Source organism: Candidatus Pelagibacter sp. Uisw_092 (assembly GCF_047729545.1).
Classification (GTDB): domain Bacteria; phylum Pseudomonadota; class Alphaproteobacteria; order Pelagibacterales; family Pelagibacteraceae; genus Pelagibacter.
This window is the reverse complement of record NZ_CP159824.1, coordinates 306,600-321,643: the sequence shown is the minus strand read 5'-3', so window position 1 is coordinate 321,643 and position 15,044 is coordinate 306,600. Positions and strand designations below refer to the sequence as shown.

The following is a 15,044-nucleotide window of genomic DNA, read 5'->3' as shown; positions in this document are numbered from 1 at the left end:
ATTAATTATCTTTTGCAAAGTTAACGCACTCATTGAAATCTTTAGTATTCATAATATGTGAATAGTTTTTTAAATAAAATTTAAAATTTAAATCTTTATAATTTGATTTTTTAAGACTTAGCAAATCATTATTTGCTCTTACTTTTATTACAGAAACTCCTCTATCTATAGTACAAACAGAAATATCAAGATCTTTCGACGTTCTAAATTCAACAATGGCTTTCCAAACATCTCCCGACCAAATCTCCAATGAATAGGGAACTGTTTGGTCTGAATATTCCTCAGGAAGAGAATCATGGCACAAAATAGTTCCGCCCTTATTCAAAAATTTAATTGAGTTTAAAATATCTTTTTTGATTTGCTGATATTCATGCAAGCCGTCTAAGAAAATAATATCAAATTTTTCTAGATTATTTTCAAAAAACTCATCACTAGTTTTTCTTACTGTTCCACCTTTCTGTGGGTCTACTCCAATTTTATTTTTGATATTTATTTTATCAAAACATTCATTATTAAAACATCCTACTTCGAGGTAACTTGAGTAGTTATTATTTTTAATAATTTTATTAATTAACTCCCATCTTTTAGGTTTATTTTCAAAATCAAAAGTAATTTTTCCGTAATATAAATTCCTTAATTTATAATACTTTTTTTTAAGTTTTCTAAACATGGTTAATATTTTTCATGATTTAACAAAAAGTTTTTGATTTGTTCAAAGAAAAAAAAATGGTATTTTTATAAAGTTATTTTAATTTTATATTATTTTCAATTATAGCATAAATACCTAGATATGGTATAAAATTTTTAAAAGTCAAATTATTAGATAAACCAAGAAGTATGTGCATGGTCCTTAGCTTAATTCTTTGTGTATATAAAAAGAGTTACTTTAAATGAACATGTTTTACGTAGTTTTATGTGCAGGTCATTTAATTACTTTGCTAAAACTTATTAAATAAATAAATTTAATAATTATATAATTACTAATTGTGCTAAAATATTAAAAAATTATGCCTTCATTTGATGTAATAAGTAAAATTAATTTTCAAGAATTTGATAACGCTCTTGCTAATTGTCTAAGAGAAATTGGTAACCGATATGATTTTAAAGGACTTAATATTTCAATTGAAAGAAAAGATAAGACAATCACTACACTAGCACCAGATGAATTAAAATTAAAACAAGTAAATGAATTGCTACAAATTCATCTTATAAGAAGAAAAGTAGACCCAAGAGTAATAACTATTAAAAATTCAGAAAGTGCCACAGGTGCAACCATCAGGCAAGTCAGTGAATTAGTGGAAGGTATTAGCCAAGAAAATGCAAAAAAAATTATAACTGATATAAAAAAACTAAAACTTAAAATTCAAATTAAAATTCAAGGAGATGAATTAAGAGCTGAAGGAAAAAAAAGGGATGATCTTCAAGAAGCAATATCTGCAATAGAAGCTATTGATATTGGTCTTCCAATAGAGTTTGTAAACTTTAGGGATTAATCTCACTTTGATGGACAAAGAAAACGCAAGTAAACTGTGGAAAATGATACAGGAAGCTGGAGACTATTTACTTGGTCAGTTACCAAATCATCCAAATCACCCTAAAGGAAGAAACCCCTACGCTCATGTTGCTCTTTGTGTCAAAGAGAAGTTTGGCAACTCATATAAAGATATTCCTGATGAAAAGTTTCAAGAAGTTGTTGATTACATTAACTTTTTGAAAGAGAACCCAAGTTAAGTAAGAGAACATTTTGTTCTCACTCGGAAATGTTGTCAGTTTGTTGTCAGTGTATCCTAGATAATCCTATAACCCAGAACAATGATCCCAAAAAGTTTTTTCATGAACCCAGACCCTACCAAACCCCTAATCAGGTGTCTAGGTGATGGAATGAGGGTTAATTAGCCAATAAAATTATTGAATTTAAAAATAATTAACTAATAAAATTATTATAGCAATAGTTATTAAGACAGCACTCACAATAATATAATTCAGTCTAATATTAAATTTTTTGTAAACTATTTCAGTAATTTTTTCCCAGAATACTACAATGAAGAGAACAATTATAGCTGGCAGAATAAATTTGATCATTTCTAATTTTTTAAAATTATAGCAATGTAACTACATAAGAAAAAAACTGACAAACCTGCAAGATATTTTGTTTCCCTAGTTTTTCCAAATTTTTTATATTGGATTATACTTAATAATATAAATGTTATTGAGGTAATCAAAAAATATATTGGTTCAATAATTCCATCTAATGTAGCCATAATAAACTCTACTAAATCATAAATTTGGTATCTAGGTGTGGAATAGTCGCTAGTTAGATATCAGCGATTATAGGTCTTTTTTTCTTTAATCTATAATCCCTGCTAAATTTTTAGCAGCCTTTTTTTTGGATCCTGCGGTTAATCCTTTAACATAGGCTGTTGCTATTCTTTCTGGATTTTTAATATTTCTTTTTTTAAATTTTTTTAATAAATCTTTGTAGTTAGGTTTTCTAGGCATTACTTAATAAAATTTAAAAAAGTCTCAATATCAGATAGATTGGTATTCCATGCAGTAACTAATCTAACTGCTTTACCATCCCACTCATCATCATTAATTGTATATCCTTCTGAATTTAATTGATCAATTATATCTTTTGGTATCTTTACAAATATTTCATTTGCATCAGTGGGATAAGCTAGTTCAATATTTTTGTGTTGGTCTAAACCTTGACTTAATTTTTTACCCATAGCGTTTGCATGTTTTGCATTTCTTAGCCAAACTTCATTTGTGATATAGGCATCTAATTGCGCTGATACAAAACTCATTTTTGAGAGTAAATGCCCCGCTCTTTTCATTAAAAAAGGTAAGTTACCAACTAACTCTGGTTTGAAAAAAATAATAGCTTCTGCTGCTAAACATCCATTTTTAGTTGCTCCAAAAGAAAGTACATCAATACCAGATTTCCAAGTCATTTCTGCAGGGCTACAATCTAATGAAACTAAAGCATTAGCAAACCTAGCTCCATCCATATGCATATTAAGTTTATGATTATGAGCAATTTCTGATACTTTTTTTATTTCGTCTAATTCATAAGCTTCACCTGTTTCACAAAGTTGTGTAATGCTTACTGATGAAGGTTGAGTGTGATGAACAACGCCCTTTCCACTAATTGATTTATTGAGCTCCTCAGCTGTAATTTTTCCATTAACTCCGTTAAGATTTACTAATTTTGCTCCCCCAGTGTAAAATTCAGGTGCTCCACATTCATCTACATTAATATGTGAAAGTTTGTGACAATAGATGTTTCCAAAAGATGGTGTCATCGTAGATAAAGCTAGTGCATTAGCCGCAGTTCCAGAAGATGTTGGAAAAACAATTACCTCTTTTTCAAATATTTCTGAAAATTTATCTTGTAAATTTTTTGAAATTTCATCATCACCATAGGGAGCTCTATCTCCATCATTAGCTTTTAAAATTGCATCTAATACTTCAGGACAAGCACCTGCAACATTATCTGAAGCAAATTTTACTCTCTCTCTTTTTGTTTTAATTTTTTCCATATTTATTGTTTTGGAAAATAATCTTTCAATTCACCTTCACGGTAAACATCTGCAGTACAACAATGAAGTCCACCTCCAAATGCATAAGCATCTCTCATGTCTACTGGTATAACTTCCATACCTAGTTTATCTAATTGTTCTGCTTGATATACTTCACTTTTTTCAACACACACAGTTTTAGGATCAAGAACTAATACATTCATTGATAGCCATGTTGACGAATAACAAAGTGCAGGTGGTTCATTATGAGCTGGTTGTGCGCTATCAATAATTTCCCATCCGTTGTTTTCAAATAATTTTCTTTGCTCTTTTGGTAGTCTTCTTTGTGGATTATTAATTATTAATCCCTCTTTAATTGGTGTAAATGTTGCATCGATATGAATTGGGTATGGGTCACCTGGAAAATTAACAGCATGAACTCTATGATCTTTGTAATGTCTTTTAAGCCAATCAATCCCCTTAAGATTGGTTGTAAAACCATGTTGAACTACTAAATCTTTACCAAATCTTAAAACATCTGCAGCATCAAATAAAGGTTCCTCTTCTGTTGTTACAAAAAACTTATCTTCAGTCCATTCTAATCTTTTTTGAATTCCAATTTTATCTGATAAATAATCTTTTCTGTAATCTGCATCAGTTAATCTTGGTTTAGGAGCAGCCTCATGTCTCATATTAGGATCTTCATCATAATATTTTTTCAATAAAGGTCTGTAACATAGATATTCGAACCATCTACATCTATAACTCATTGTTGCTTCTAAAATTTCACTTCCAACAGTTAATAAAACATCTCTTGGTGGCATACAGCCAAACATTGTGTCTGCTTTCCAATCTGGAGTTGATGTTTTTTTATTAAAATCTATTGGATCTGGTCTATCTACTTTAATACCTCTTTTAATTAACATGTTTGAAAAATCGTCTAACAACTGATTTGCTTTATCAACTGTATCTTTTGTTCTTGGTCCAAACTGGCCACGCATATCAGAATCTTCTGGAACCTTAGCATCCAAAGCTGGCTCTGGTGCTGGAATACAAGTACCATCAGCCTTACCAACAATTACATGTTTTAAAGGATCCCACTCATTCCAACTATTAACTATAGTTTTTTTTTCACTCATATTTTATGATTTAATAATATTATGTTCTGGACCAAAAGGAAACTTAGTAATGTTTTCAGCATTATCTTTTCCTATAACAAGGATATCATGTTCTCTATATCCACCGGCTCCTAGTTTTCCATCAGGTATCATGATCATAGGCTCCATAGAAACAACCATATTCTCTTCTAAGACAGTATCTATGTCCTCTCGTAATTCTAATCCAGCTTCTCTTCCATAGAAATGAGATAAGACACCAAATGAATGACCATAACCAAATGTTCGGTAATGAAGATAACCAAGCTCAGCAAATAACTCGTTCAACTCATGACAGATAGCTGAACATTTTACACCTGGCTTAATTAACTCTAGTCCTCTTTTATGAACCTTAACATTTGCTTCCCACGCTTTTAAAGAATTGTCATCAATTTTATCTACAAAAAGAGTTCTCTCAAGAGCTGTGTAGTATCCTGAAATCATAGGAAAGGTATTTAAAGAAAGAATATCTCCTGATTCTAATTTTCTATTAGTTTTTGGGTTATGTGCGCCATCTGTGTTTAACCCTGACTGAAACCAAACCCAGGTATCCATATATTCAGCATCAGGGTAGGTTTTTGCAATTTCACGCTCCATTTTATCTCTACCTGCTATTGCAATTTCAAGCTCACTTTCTCCTACTTTAATATGTTTTTTTATTTCCTCACCCCCAAGATCGGCAATTCTCGCACCATTTTTGATAATTTCTATTTCTTCATCAGATTTTATCATCCTCAGTTGCATTAAATCTTTAGAAACATCACTAAAAACTGAAAAAGTAAAAATAGACGTAAGCTTTTCTTTTACATCTAAAGTTACATGATCGTTTTCAATACCAATATTTTTAGGAGGTTCGTCTCTTCCTATAATTGCAACTATTGCTTTTAAATAATTATCTCTTTTCCAATCTGTATAAATTATATTATCACTATGAGATCTCCGCCAAGGTTGGCTTGCATCTATGTTTGCAGAAATTGTTGAAATTTTATTGGCTGTTATAATACATCCATAAGGTCTGCCAAAAGAACAATAAATAAACCCAGTATAATAAGCAATATTGTGCATTGAAGTTAGAATAATCATATCAAGATTATTTTTACTCATTACAGTTCTTAAATTAGTTAATCTTCTTTGATATTCTTGGTCTGTAAAAGGTAGTTTTGCCTTATCACCATTTTTTAATGTAAAAAAATCAGGTCTTTCCATTTTAATTAATTAAGAGCAATAAACCGTCTATTAGTTTTAATTGTAAGACTATAATAAATGATAGACATAAAAAGAAAGAATCCACCTATTATTGTATTTGTAGAAGGTATTTCATTTATTCCTAAAATAGGTATCCAAACCCAAAAAATTCCACCTATCACTTCTGTTAATGAAAGTAGTGTAAGTTCTGCGGCAGGTATAGCTTTTGATCCAATAGAATATAAAATTAAACCCATACAAACTAGAGTTCCATGCACAGAAAATAAAGCTCCATTATAACTTGAAGATAGAAATGACATGTCTTTATTTAAAATAACTATTGTAGCGACAACTAAACAGAATAAACCAGCAAATGCTACTGTTGTAAATTTTGGTGTTTCTTTTTTCCATCTTAAAGTAACTGAAAAGATAGAGAAACCAATTGAGGAAATCATTCCAAATATAAGACCTAATAAAGAACCTTTTTCAGTATTTCCTAACGCTATTATTATTATTCCAACTGTTGCAATAAATATAGCTATCCAAACATTAAGAGAAATATTTTCTTTTAAAAATAAAAAACCTAGTAATGCTGTAAAAAAAGGCATAGCAGCGAGGCATAACAAGGTAACAGCTGCGCTAGTATTAGTGATAGAATAAATAAAAGTTATCATCGCTATACCAAGACCAGTACCACCAATAATGCCTGACACTCCTATCTTTAAGTAATTTTTGTAAAAATCTTTTCCTTCTTCAAAAAAAAGATATAGATTTAAGATTAAAAAAATTGTTAATCCCCGTGCAAAAATATATTGCCATGGTACTAAATTAGGCTCATTCATATACCTAACAACTAAAGGACCAAAAGACCATATCAAACCAGCTAATAAGACAACAGGGATTGCAATTTTTTCATTTTTTAACTCGATCATAAGTGATTATTTAATAGTTATTATTTAGTACTACAATAAAAATGAATTCTATTTAAAAATATTAATATTTGATCCAATTGGAGAATAACAATCAATTAAATCTCCTTTTTTAAAGGAAGATTGTCCATCCTTGAATAAACCCCATACATTTGATTCTACAAATGATTTAATTTTGAAAGATTCTTGACCTTTTAAAACCTGTAATTCTATTTTTCCATCATTAGTTGAAGTTAATTTTGCTTTTAAAAATCTAATAATCTTTTTATTTTTAGAATACTTATTTTTTAATTTAGCTTTAAATGGTTTTTCAGTCTTAACCCCTAAAATGTTAAGTAAATAAGGATAAACAAAAAATCTAAAGCAAGCGGATGAGGATATAGGATTGCCTGGTAGTCCAAAGATAGCTTTTTCTATTTTATTAAACTTAGCAAATAATATTGGTTTACCAGGTCTAATAAAAACACCTTTAAAAAAGTTAGATAAATTAAATTTTTTAATTACAAAAGGAACAAAATCATATTTTCCAGCAGATACGGCACCCGATGTAACTATAATATCTATTTTTGATTTAAAACATTTTTCTATTTTTTTTTTAAAAAGATTCTCGTCTTTATCCCTTAAAACACCACCATCTATAAAGTTAAATAGAAAATTATTAGATAGGGATTTTATATAATAACTATTAGAGTTTCTAACTTTCCAATTAGCAATATGTTTTTTATTGGAAATTTCATTTCCTGTTGAAAAAAATAATATATTAGGCTTTTTTTTAACTTTAATATTTATTATGCCTAATGTTTTAAAAGATAATATATGAGAAGGTTGAATTATCGTGCCTTTTTTTATTATTAAATCTTTTTTTTTATAATCAGATCCAGCGTACCTAATGTGTTGGTTGCTTCTTATTTTTTCATTAATTAAGATATATTTTTTATCATTACTAAAAATAATTTTTTCAATTGGAATTATGGTATCAAAAAATTTAGGTATAAGTGCACCTGTCATTACCTCAGCAGCTTCGAATTTATTTACTTTTTTTAATGACGGATTATCTCCTGCAGATATAATTTTTAAAATCTTAAAGTTTTGTGATTTATTTTTATTTAGCCTGCTTGTATCTTTTGAGTTAATAGCAAAACCATCAAATGCAGCATTAGTTCCTGCTGGATAATTTACAGCTGAATAGATATCCAATACATTAATCCTATTTAATGACTTTGATGAATTAATAATTTCATCTTTAATTTTTATCTTTGATTTTATTAAGATTTTCTTAGCTTCTTTATAAGTAATCATTTTAATTTTTTTTTAGTATTTTTTTTGCTTCTTCTAAATCTTCTTTGGTATTTATATTAAAAAAAGGATCAAATTTTTTAGGCTCAATATCAATCGTTTTTACCCCTATTTTATTTGCCCAATCCTCTACTTTTCTAAAATTATTATTAATCAAATCATTTTCAAGTGGTTTTAATAATTCAACTGACCATAAACCAAAAATATTATGTCTTTTGTTGTTTGATTTAACAAAATACAACAAGCTATCTTTTAGTTTAATTCTTTTTTGATATTCATCAATAATTGATGTTTCAAAAAAAGGTGTGTCTGATGGAAATGTTGCAATCCACTGGTATGATTTTTGATTTTCTTTAACCCATTTCATTGCACTCAGAACTCCTGCTAATGGTCCAAAGTCATCAAAACAATCCGGAATTATTGTTATATTTTTTATTTTTTTTGTATCTATGTTGTGGCTTGAGACAATAAGTATCTCCTCATATCTATTGCTAATTTTTAATAAAACGTGCTCTAACAATGTTTTATCACCAAGTTTTGTCTGGTTTTTATCTTCGCCAAATCTTTTTGACTTTCCGCCCGCTAGCACAACAGCTAAAATATTGTTATGTTCCATAAATCAAAATATAAAACATTAATCTCTTAATTAAAGAATTATAATGGACTTAGAAATTTTAGAAATCGCATCTAATACCGAAAACCACAAAGTGGTTAAAAATCATACACATCAATCAAAGAACAAAAACCCATTATGTGGTGATGAAATGGAAATTAGCCTTATAGTCAAAGACAATATAGTTCAAGATATGGGGTATCAGTGCAGATCATGTGTTTACTGTCAAGCTTCTGTAAGTTTACTTTCGCGATGGGTTATGCAAGTTCCGATAGAAAAAATTTCAGATTTTGTCTTAAATGCAGAACTTTTCTTTGATAAAAATTTTGACCAATTAAAAAAAATTAATATAAAAGATTTAAAAAATTTTAAAAAAATAATGAATCCAGAAAATATTTCTAGAAAAGAATGTTTATTGCTTCCTTTTAAAACTATTTCAAAAGCCCTAAAACTTTAAAACAACGCTAACAATATAAATAAAAGAATATGATAAATACAATAAAAGAAAACTTTAACAGAGCTCTATATGCTTTAATATTTTCAATAATCACAATTGGTACCCTTTCATTCTTAAGTTTTGAAACTCCCTATGGGTTATTTTTAGCTGGATCATTTGGATCTTCTATGGTTCTACTTTTTGGATATCCAGAAAGCCCTTTTGCTCAACCCAAAAATGTTTTTTTTGGACACTTGGTAACATCTATAGTTGGTGTATTAATTTTAAAATTTTTACCAGTTGATCAATTTTTACAAGTAGCTATTGCTGTAGGTCTTGGTATTTTTGTAATGATACTGCTTGGTGTAACACACCCACCAGCAGGAGGAAATCCTATTGTTATAATACTTGGTGCAGTTTCATATGATTTTTTATTAAACCCTATTATTTTTGGTTCAATAATAATAATTGTTTATGCGGTTATTCTAAATCGTTTCATATTAAAGAAAAACTACCCAAGTAGTTGGAAAAGCTAATCTTTTCGTTGTTTCAAATTTAGCCAGTTTAAATATACTAGCTAAATGAATTCTAATTATAAAGTCATAAAATTTAGATCTAATAACTCGAAAGAGGTTAATGATCTAATATCTATTGAAGAACCACTTCAAATAATACTCAAATATAAAGATAAAGAAAATTGGATAGAAAATACTATATCTATTACGATGAGAACGCCTGGAGATGATGAGAATTTAATTACTGGCTTTCTTTTTAATGAAAGAGTAATTGAAAAAATTAGCCATATAGAAAATATTGAAGCTAGTGGTGAGGCTGTTGGGCAATATAAATTACAAAATAAAGTTATTATTACAATAAATAATTCTGAGAATATAGATATTGATAAGATTAAAAGAAATTTTTTGACTAATTCCTCCTGTGGGGTGTGTGGGAAAACATCTCTTGAATCTTTAGAAATTATTAAGAAAGATAAAATATTAAAATCTATTCCTAAAATATCTCATGAAATTATAATGAAATCTCCAGATATATTAAGACAAAACCAATCTGAATTTTCAAAGACGGGTGGCATTCATGCTAGTGGGCTATTTAATGCGAATGGAGAAATTATTGCCTTAAAAGAAGATGTAGGACGACATAATGCTTTAGACAAACTAATTGGATTCGTTTTAAAACAAAATTTACTTGATAATAGTTCTCAATTTCTAACCTGCTCTGGAAGACTAAACTTTGATCTTGTGCAAAAGGCTCTCATGGCGAATATAGGCGTCTTAATTGGTGTAGGTGCGCCAACCAGTCTCGCTATAGATTTGGCTAATAAGTTTGACATGACATTAGTTGGTTTTGTAAAAGAGGATAGCTTTAATATTTATAGTAATAATGAGAGAATTATAATAAAAAATTAAAAAAATTTTAATAGGGTAAAATGTGTCAAAAAATATAAGTAACTTATCAGGTAGAATTGGTTTAAAGAAAAATCTATTTGAGAAAATCTCTGAAAGATCGCTAAACTCTAAAGATGCAAGTGGCATTCAAGAAATAGCTAATGAATATCATATGGGTGTATCTACTATTCATGGTGCAGAAAGTTTTTATGAATTTTTAAGACCATCTCATAGAGCAAAAAAAGCCTTTGTTTGTAACGGAAGTGCTTGCATGTGTTCTGGAACACAAGAACCCTTAAAGAAAAAATTAAAAGAAAAATTAGGTGATGACAAAGTTGGTGAAATGTTTTGTCTTGGTCACTGTTATGAAAATAAAGCGTTTCACTATGATGGTGAAAACTATGCTGGCAATGACATTGATAAAATTGATGAGATAATCAAAGGAGAAAAAATTGCACAGGAAAAATTTTTCTCTAAAAGTTTTGCTTCAACTAGTTTTTTAATGGATGATAAACTTTCAAATTTAGATCAATTTAAAGATGTTTTAAATAAATTTATCAATACAGATAAACAAGAAATTATAAAGTCACTATTAGATTCAAACCTAACAGGTAGAGGTGGTGCTGGCTTTCCAGCTGGAATGAAATGGGACTTTTGTAAAAAAGCTCCCTCTGAAAAAAAATATGTTATCTGTAATGCTGATGAAGGAGACTCTGGTGCATTTTCTGATAGATACTTATTAGAAGATCAGCCACTAAAAGTATTATTTGGAATGATCATCTGTGGTTATGTTATTGGAAGTAACGAGGGTGTTTTGTATATTAGAGGAGAATATCCAAAATCTATTGAAGCAATAAATGGATGTATTAATTCTTTAAAAAAAGAAGGTTTATTAGGTGAAAATATTCTTGGAACAAATTTTTCTTTTGATCTAAATATTTGTATAGGACAAGGAGCATACATATGTGGAGAAGAAACTGCTTTAATTGCATCAATTGAAGGAAGAAGAGCAGAAGTTGATGTCAGACCTCCCTTCCCTGTTACCGAAGGACTTTATAAAAAACCAACAGTTGTTAACAATGTTGAAACTTTAGCTGCTGCTACTGGTATACTTATTAATGGAGCTGATAAATTTTCTGCAATTGGAAATAAAAAATCTGCAGGTACAAAATTAGTTTGTTTTGATAGTTTTTTTAATAATCCTGGTGTTTATGAAGTCGAAATGGGAACTCCAATGAAAAAAGTTTTAAATGATATTGGTGGAGGTTTTAAAGAACCTATTAAAGCATTACAAATTGGTGGCCCACTTGGTGGTGTTATACCAATTTCTGAGGTGGAAAAATTAAATCTAGATTTTCAAGAATTTACTGCTGCTGGTTTCATGTTGGGACACGCAAGTATAGTAAGCATTCCAAAAGACTTTCCAATGGTCGAATATATTCATCATTTATTCGAATTTACAGCTGAAGAATCGTGTGGAAAATGCTTCCCAGGTAGACTTGGTTCTTACCGTGGTAAGGAAATGTTTGATCAAGCAAAGAATAAAACTGCTAAAATTCCATTAAAGCTATTAAATGAACTCCTAGTAACAATGAAAAAAGGCTGTTTATGTGCTTTATGTGGTGCAATACCTACGCCTATCATGAATATATTAAAATATTTTGGTGATGAAATGAAGGATGATATGGTGAAAGATAATTAATGAGCTCAGAAAAAAGAAAAATTGCATATATAGATGGTAAGCCATACGAAATTGGTCCTAACCATACTTCTGTTTTAAAATTTGTAGAAAGCTATCTTGGTGAAAAAAAGGTTCCTGCTTTATGTAACGATCCAAACTTAGCACCTTATGGAGCTTGTAGAGTTTGTTCGGTTGAGGTTGCTTTAGTTAAAGATGGTCCAACTAAAGTTGTAGCCTCATGTCATACACCAGTTGGTGAAAACCAACATATTTTTACAAATAATGAAAACTTAACGGCTTTAAGAAAAAATATTGTTGAACTAGTTTTAACCGACCATCCAATGGAATGTGGAACTTGTGAGGTTAATAATAACTGTGAACTTCAAGATGTTGCTAATGATTTAGGCATATCAGATCATAGATATAATGTACCAAAACAACATAAAGGTATTCCAAGAGATACCTCTCATGATTACATGAGAATGAATTTAGATAACTGCATTAATTGTGGAAGATGTGTCAGAGCTTGTGATGAAATTCAAGGTTCATTTGTTTTAACAATGAGTGGGAGAGGATTTGAGTCTAAGATTACAACAGATAATGATGCATTATTTGGGGACTCGTCTTGTGTATCTTGTGGAGCTTGTGCACACACTTGCCCAACAGATGCCATCTCAGATGTATATCAATCTAAATCAGTTGCTGTTGATGAAAAGTAAGAACGACTTGTTCTTATTGTGGAGTTGGTTGCAATTTAGAGGCTTCAATTAAAGATAATAAAGTTGTTGCAATTTCTACTCCTAAAGAATCTGAAGTTAACGCAGGTCACACTTGTATTAAAGGAAGATATGCTTTTGGATTTTATGATCATCCTGACAGATTAAAAACTCCTTTAATTAAAAGGAATGGAAAATTTGAAGAAGCTTCATGGGATGAGGCATATGACTTTATTAAAAAAGAATTAAATAGAATAACAAAAGAAAGTGGTCCAGATGCAGTTGCTGGTATTTCTTCAGCAAGATGTACTAATGAAGAAAATTATGTTTTCCAAAAAATGATTAGAGCAGCAATAGGAACTAATAATATTGATTGTTGTGCAAGAATTTGTCATTCTCCTACTGCTTGGGGAATGCAGCAAACTTTTGGAACTGGAGCAGCTACAAATTCTACAGAAGATATTTACCATGCAGATTTGTTTATGGTTATAGGGGCAAATCCAACAAATGCTCACCCAGTTACTGGAGCAAAAATAAAACAACAAGTAATGAAGGGTAAAAAATTAATTGTATTAGATCCAATTACTACTGAGCTTGCTAAACTTGCTGATTATCACATTAAACTTAGACCAGGAACAAATGTTGCTATTTTAAACATGATGTTGCATTTTATATTAAAGGCAAACCTTTATGACAAAGATTTTGTTAGAGATAGAACTGAAGGTTTTGCAAATTTCATTAAAGAAATTGAGAGACAAGATATGGATCATCTAGCGAAAGTTGCTGGTGTTGATAAACAGTTAGTTAAAGAAGCTGCAATTGCTTATGCAACTGCTAAAAACTCTATGGAATTCCATGGTTTAGGAGTTACAGAACAGGAACAAGGGTCTAAAACGGTAATGTTAATTGCTGATCTTGCAATGATTACAGGAAATATTGGTAGAAGAGGTGTTGGTGTTAATCCATTAAGAGGACAAAATAATGTCCAAGGTGCAGCTGATATGGGGTGCCAGCCTCATCAAGGAGCTGGTTACTTTGAAGTGGCTGATGAAAAAGTTCAAAATTTCTATACTGAAAAATATGGAGTAGTACACCCAACAAAACAAGGACTAAAAATTCCTGAAATGTTTGATGGGGCAATTAATAAAGATGTGAAAGCTGTATGGATTATTGGAGAAGATATTGTTCAAACAGATCCTAACAGTGCACATGTTGTAGATGCTATGAATTCACTTGAGCTTTTAGTTGTACAAGAAATTTTTATGAGTGAAACAGCAAAACTTGCAACAGTAGTATTACCTGGAACAACTTTCTTAGAAAAAAATGGAACTTTTACTAATACAGAAAGAAGAATTCAAAGAGTTAATCGAGCTGTACCTCCTTTACCTGGTACTAAAACTGATGGAACAATTGTAACAGATATGATGCAAAAATTAGGCTTTGATCAACCTGAATATGATGCTGATCAAGTTCTTGCAGAAATAGCTGATGTAGTTCCCTTCTTTAAAGGGGTAACAAGAGAAAGACTTGGTAAAATGGGATTACAATGGCCAGTACAAGAAGATGGTACTGATACACAAATCTTACATGAAAAAACATTTAAATTAGGAAAAGGACAGCTTAAAAATTTTGATTGGAAAGAATCTAATGAGATTGCAACTAATAAAAAAGATTATCCATTAATTTTAACAACAAGCAGAGTTCTTCAACATTATAACGCTGCTACTATGACAAGACGTACTAAAAATATTAATATAGTTTCTGAGGATTTATTATTAGTTCACCCTAATGATGCTAAAAAAAGAGAATTAAATACTGGTGATATTGGTAGACTTTATTCTGGCAGAGGTGAAGTAGCTTTAAAAGTCGAAGTAACAGATAAAGTTAAAGAAGGAATAGTATTTACAACATTCCACTTTCCAGAACATATGGTTAACATGGTAACTGGTCATGGAAAAGATGAGGAAACAATGTGTGCAGAATACAAAGTTTCTTCAGTAGAAATTCAAAAAATATCTAATCAGTTTAAAACTGTTGTTGAACCTAAAGATAATCAAGCAGAACTTTCTTAATTACTCATATTTTAATAGGTGCTTTAGAAAATTATAAA

At 29.9% G+C, this 15,044-nt stretch carries 16 protein-coding genes and 1 pseudogene; 7 read left to right on the top strand and 10 right to left on the bottom strand.

Going from position 1 to position 15,044, the window contains the following annotated elements:
• Window position 1: 1 nt before the first annotated feature.
• Window positions 2-670 (bottom strand): class I SAM-dependent methyltransferase, encoded by a 669-nt coding sequence (locus ABXT63_RS01670; protein WP_415321273.1) that lies wholly within the window; start codon window positions 668-670, stop codon window positions 2-4.
• Between the two features lie 337 nt (window positions 671-1,007).
• Here ABXT63_RS01670 and ABXT63_RS01665 point away from each other — a divergent pair, with 337 nt between their 5' ends.
• Window positions 1,008-1,493 carry a YajQ family cyclic di-GMP-binding protein gene (locus tag ABXT63_RS01665; protein ID WP_415321271.1) on the top strand — a complete coding sequence of 162 codons (486 nt, stop codon included), beginning with the start codon at window positions 1,008-1,010 and terminating at the stop codon, window positions 1,491-1,493.
• Between the two features lie 10 nt (window positions 1,494-1,503).
• Window positions 1,504-1,731 (top strand): hypothetical protein, encoded by a 228-nt coding sequence (locus ABXT63_RS01660; protein WP_415321270.1) that lies wholly within the window; start codon window positions 1,504-1,506, stop codon window positions 1,729-1,731.
• 183 nt (window positions 1,732-1,914) lie between these two features.
• On the opposite strand, the gene ABXT63_RS01655 is transcribed toward ABXT63_RS01660, so the two are convergent.
• From ABXT63_RS01655 to ABXT63_RS01615, 9 genes are all read right to left on the bottom strand, one after another.
• Window positions 1,915-2,082: a hypothetical protein gene (locus ABXT63_RS01655; protein WP_415321268.1), complete on the bottom strand. Its 168-nt coding sequence runs from the start codon at window positions 2,080-2,082 to the stop codon at window positions 1,915-1,917.
• A gap of 2 nt (window positions 2,083-2,084) precedes the next feature.
• Window positions 2,085-2,261 (bottom strand): hypothetical protein, encoded by a 177-nt coding sequence (locus tag ABXT63_RS01650; protein WP_415321267.1) that lies wholly within the window; start codon window positions 2,259-2,261, stop codon window positions 2,085-2,087.
• Between the two features lie 85 nt (window positions 2,262-2,346).
• Window positions 2,347-2,499, bottom strand: coding sequence for a hypothetical protein (locus tag ABXT63_RS01645; protein ID WP_168606561.1), 153 nt, complete (start codon window positions 2,497-2,499; stop codon window positions 2,347-2,349).
• Window positions 2,499-3,542, bottom strand: coding sequence for a threonine aldolase family protein (locus tag ABXT63_RS01640; RefSeq protein ID WP_415321265.1), 1,044 nt, complete (start codon window positions 3,540-3,542; stop codon window positions 2,499-2,501). The genes ABXT63_RS01645 and ABXT63_RS01640 overlap by 1 nt, the downstream gene beginning before the upstream one ends.
• A gap of 2 nt (window positions 3,543-3,544) precedes the next feature.
• Window positions 3,545-4,660, bottom strand: a complete 1,116-nt coding sequence (locus ABXT63_RS01635) for a serine/threonine protein kinase (RefSeq protein WP_415321263.1) — start codon at window positions 4,658-4,660, stop codon at window positions 3,545-3,547.
• Between the two features lie 3 nt (window positions 4,661-4,663).
• Complete coding sequence (locus tag ABXT63_RS01630; RefSeq protein ID WP_415321262.1) at window positions 4,664-5,881, bottom strand: aminopeptidase P family protein; 1,218 nt, start codon at window positions 5,879-5,881, stop codon at window positions 4,664-4,666.
• A gap of 5 nt (window positions 5,882-5,886) precedes the next feature.
• Entirely contained in the window at window positions 5,887-6,792 is a 906-nt protein-coding gene (locus ABXT63_RS01625; protein WP_415321260.1) for a DMT family transporter, read from the bottom strand.
• 48 nt (window positions 6,793-6,840) lie between these two features.
• Entirely contained in the window at window positions 6,841-8,088 is a 1,248-nt protein-coding gene (locus tag ABXT63_RS01620) for a molybdopterin molybdotransferase MoeA (RefSeq protein ID WP_415321258.1), read from the bottom strand.
• 1 nt (window position 8,089) lies between these two features.
• A complete protein-coding gene (locus ABXT63_RS01615; protein ID WP_415321256.1) occupies window positions 8,090-8,701 on the bottom strand; it encodes a molybdenum cofactor guanylyltransferase in 612 nt (203 codons plus the stop codon).
• A gap of 43 nt (window positions 8,702-8,744) precedes the next feature.
• Here ABXT63_RS01615 and ABXT63_RS01610 point away from each other — a divergent pair, with 43 nt between their 5' ends.
• The 5 genes and pseudogenes from ABXT63_RS01610 (at window position 8,745) to fdhF (ending at window position 15,006) form a co-directional block, all read left to right on the top strand.
• Window positions 8,745-9,155 (top strand): iron-sulfur cluster assembly scaffold protein, encoded by a 411-nt coding sequence (locus tag ABXT63_RS01610; protein ID WP_415321254.1) that lies wholly within the window; start codon window positions 8,745-8,747, stop codon window positions 9,153-9,155.
• Between the two features lie 29 nt (window positions 9,156-9,184).
• Window positions 9,185-9,670, top strand: coding sequence for an HPP family protein (locus tag ABXT63_RS01605; protein WP_415321252.1), 486 nt, complete (start codon window positions 9,185-9,187; stop codon window positions 9,668-9,670).
• 45 nt (window positions 9,671-9,715) lie between these two features.
• Window positions 9,716-10,558, top strand: a complete 843-nt coding sequence (gene fdhD / locus ABXT63_RS01600; protein WP_415321250.1) for a formate dehydrogenase accessory sulfurtransferase FdhD — start codon at window positions 9,716-9,718, stop codon at window positions 10,556-10,558.
• A gap of 22 nt (window positions 10,559-10,580) precedes the next feature.
• Window positions 10,581-12,239, top strand: a complete 1,659-nt coding sequence (locus ABXT63_RS01595) for an NADH-ubiquinone oxidoreductase-F iron-sulfur binding region domain-containing protein (RefSeq protein ID WP_415321248.1) — start codon at window positions 10,581-10,583, stop codon at window positions 12,237-12,239.
• Window positions 12,239-15,006 (top strand): annotated as a pseudogene (gene fdhF, locus ABXT63_RS01590) (formate dehydrogenase subunit alpha). The gene ABXT63_RS01595 and the pseudogene fdhF overlap by 1 nt, the downstream one beginning before the upstream one ends.
• Window positions 15,007-15,044: the final 38 nt, after the last annotated feature.

What these genes read in the sequence shown, in the direction of transcription:
- ABXT63_RS01670 (WP_415321273.1), bottom strand. Translation starts at nt 670, where the DNA reads ATGTTTAGAAAACTTAAAAAAAAGTATTATAAATTAAGGAATTTATAT.
- ABXT63_RS01665 (WP_415321271.1), top strand. Translation starts at nt 1,008, where the DNA reads ATGCCTTCATTTGATGTAATAAGTAAAATTAATTTTCAAGAATTTGAT.
- ABXT63_RS01660 (WP_415321270.1), top strand. Translation starts at nt 1,504, where the DNA reads ATGGACAAAGAAAACGCAAGTAAACTGTGGAAAATGATACAGGAAGCT.
- ABXT63_RS01655 (WP_415321268.1), bottom strand. Translation starts at nt 2,082, where the DNA reads ATGATCAAATTTATTCTGCCAGCTATAATTGTTCTCTTCATTGTAGTA.
- ABXT63_RS01650 (WP_415321267.1), bottom strand. Translation starts at nt 2,261, where the DNA reads ATGGCTACATTAGATGGAATTATTGAACCAATATATTTTTTGATTACC.
- ABXT63_RS01645 (WP_168606561.1), bottom strand. Translation starts at nt 2,499, where the DNA reads ATGCCTAGAAAACCTAACTACAAAGATTTATTAAAAAAATTTAAAAAA.
- ABXT63_RS01640 (WP_415321265.1), bottom strand. Translation starts at nt 3,542, where the DNA reads ATGGAAAAAATTAAAACAAAAAGAGAGAGAGTAAAATTTGCTTCAGAT.
- ABXT63_RS01635 (WP_415321263.1), bottom strand. Translation starts at nt 4,660, where the DNA reads ATGAGTGAAAAAAAAACTATAGTTAATAGTTGGAATGAGTGGGATCCT.
- ABXT63_RS01630 (WP_415321262.1), bottom strand. Translation starts at nt 5,881, where the DNA reads ATGGAAAGACCTGATTTTTTTACATTAAAAAATGGTGATAAGGCAAAA.
- ABXT63_RS01625 (WP_415321260.1), bottom strand. Translation starts at nt 6,792, where the DNA reads ATGATCGAGTTAAAAAATGAAAAAATTGCAATCCCTGTTGTCTTATTA.
- ABXT63_RS01620 (WP_415321258.1), bottom strand. Translation starts at nt 8,088, where the DNA reads ATGATTACTTATAAAGAAGCTAAGAAAATCTTAATAAAATCAAAGATA.
- ABXT63_RS01615 (WP_415321256.1), bottom strand. Translation starts at nt 8,701, where the DNA reads ATGGAACATAACAATATTTTAGCTGTTGTGCTAGCGGGCGGAAAGTCA.
- ABXT63_RS01610 (WP_415321254.1), top strand. Translation starts at nt 8,745, where the DNA reads ATGGACTTAGAAATTTTAGAAATCGCATCTAATACCGAAAACCACAAA.
- ABXT63_RS01605 (WP_415321252.1), top strand. Translation starts at nt 9,185, where the DNA reads ATGATAAATACAATAAAAGAAAACTTTAACAGAGCTCTATATGCTTTA.
- fdhD (WP_415321250.1), top strand. Translation starts at nt 9,716, where the DNA reads ATGAATTCTAATTATAAAGTCATAAAATTTAGATCTAATAACTCGAAA.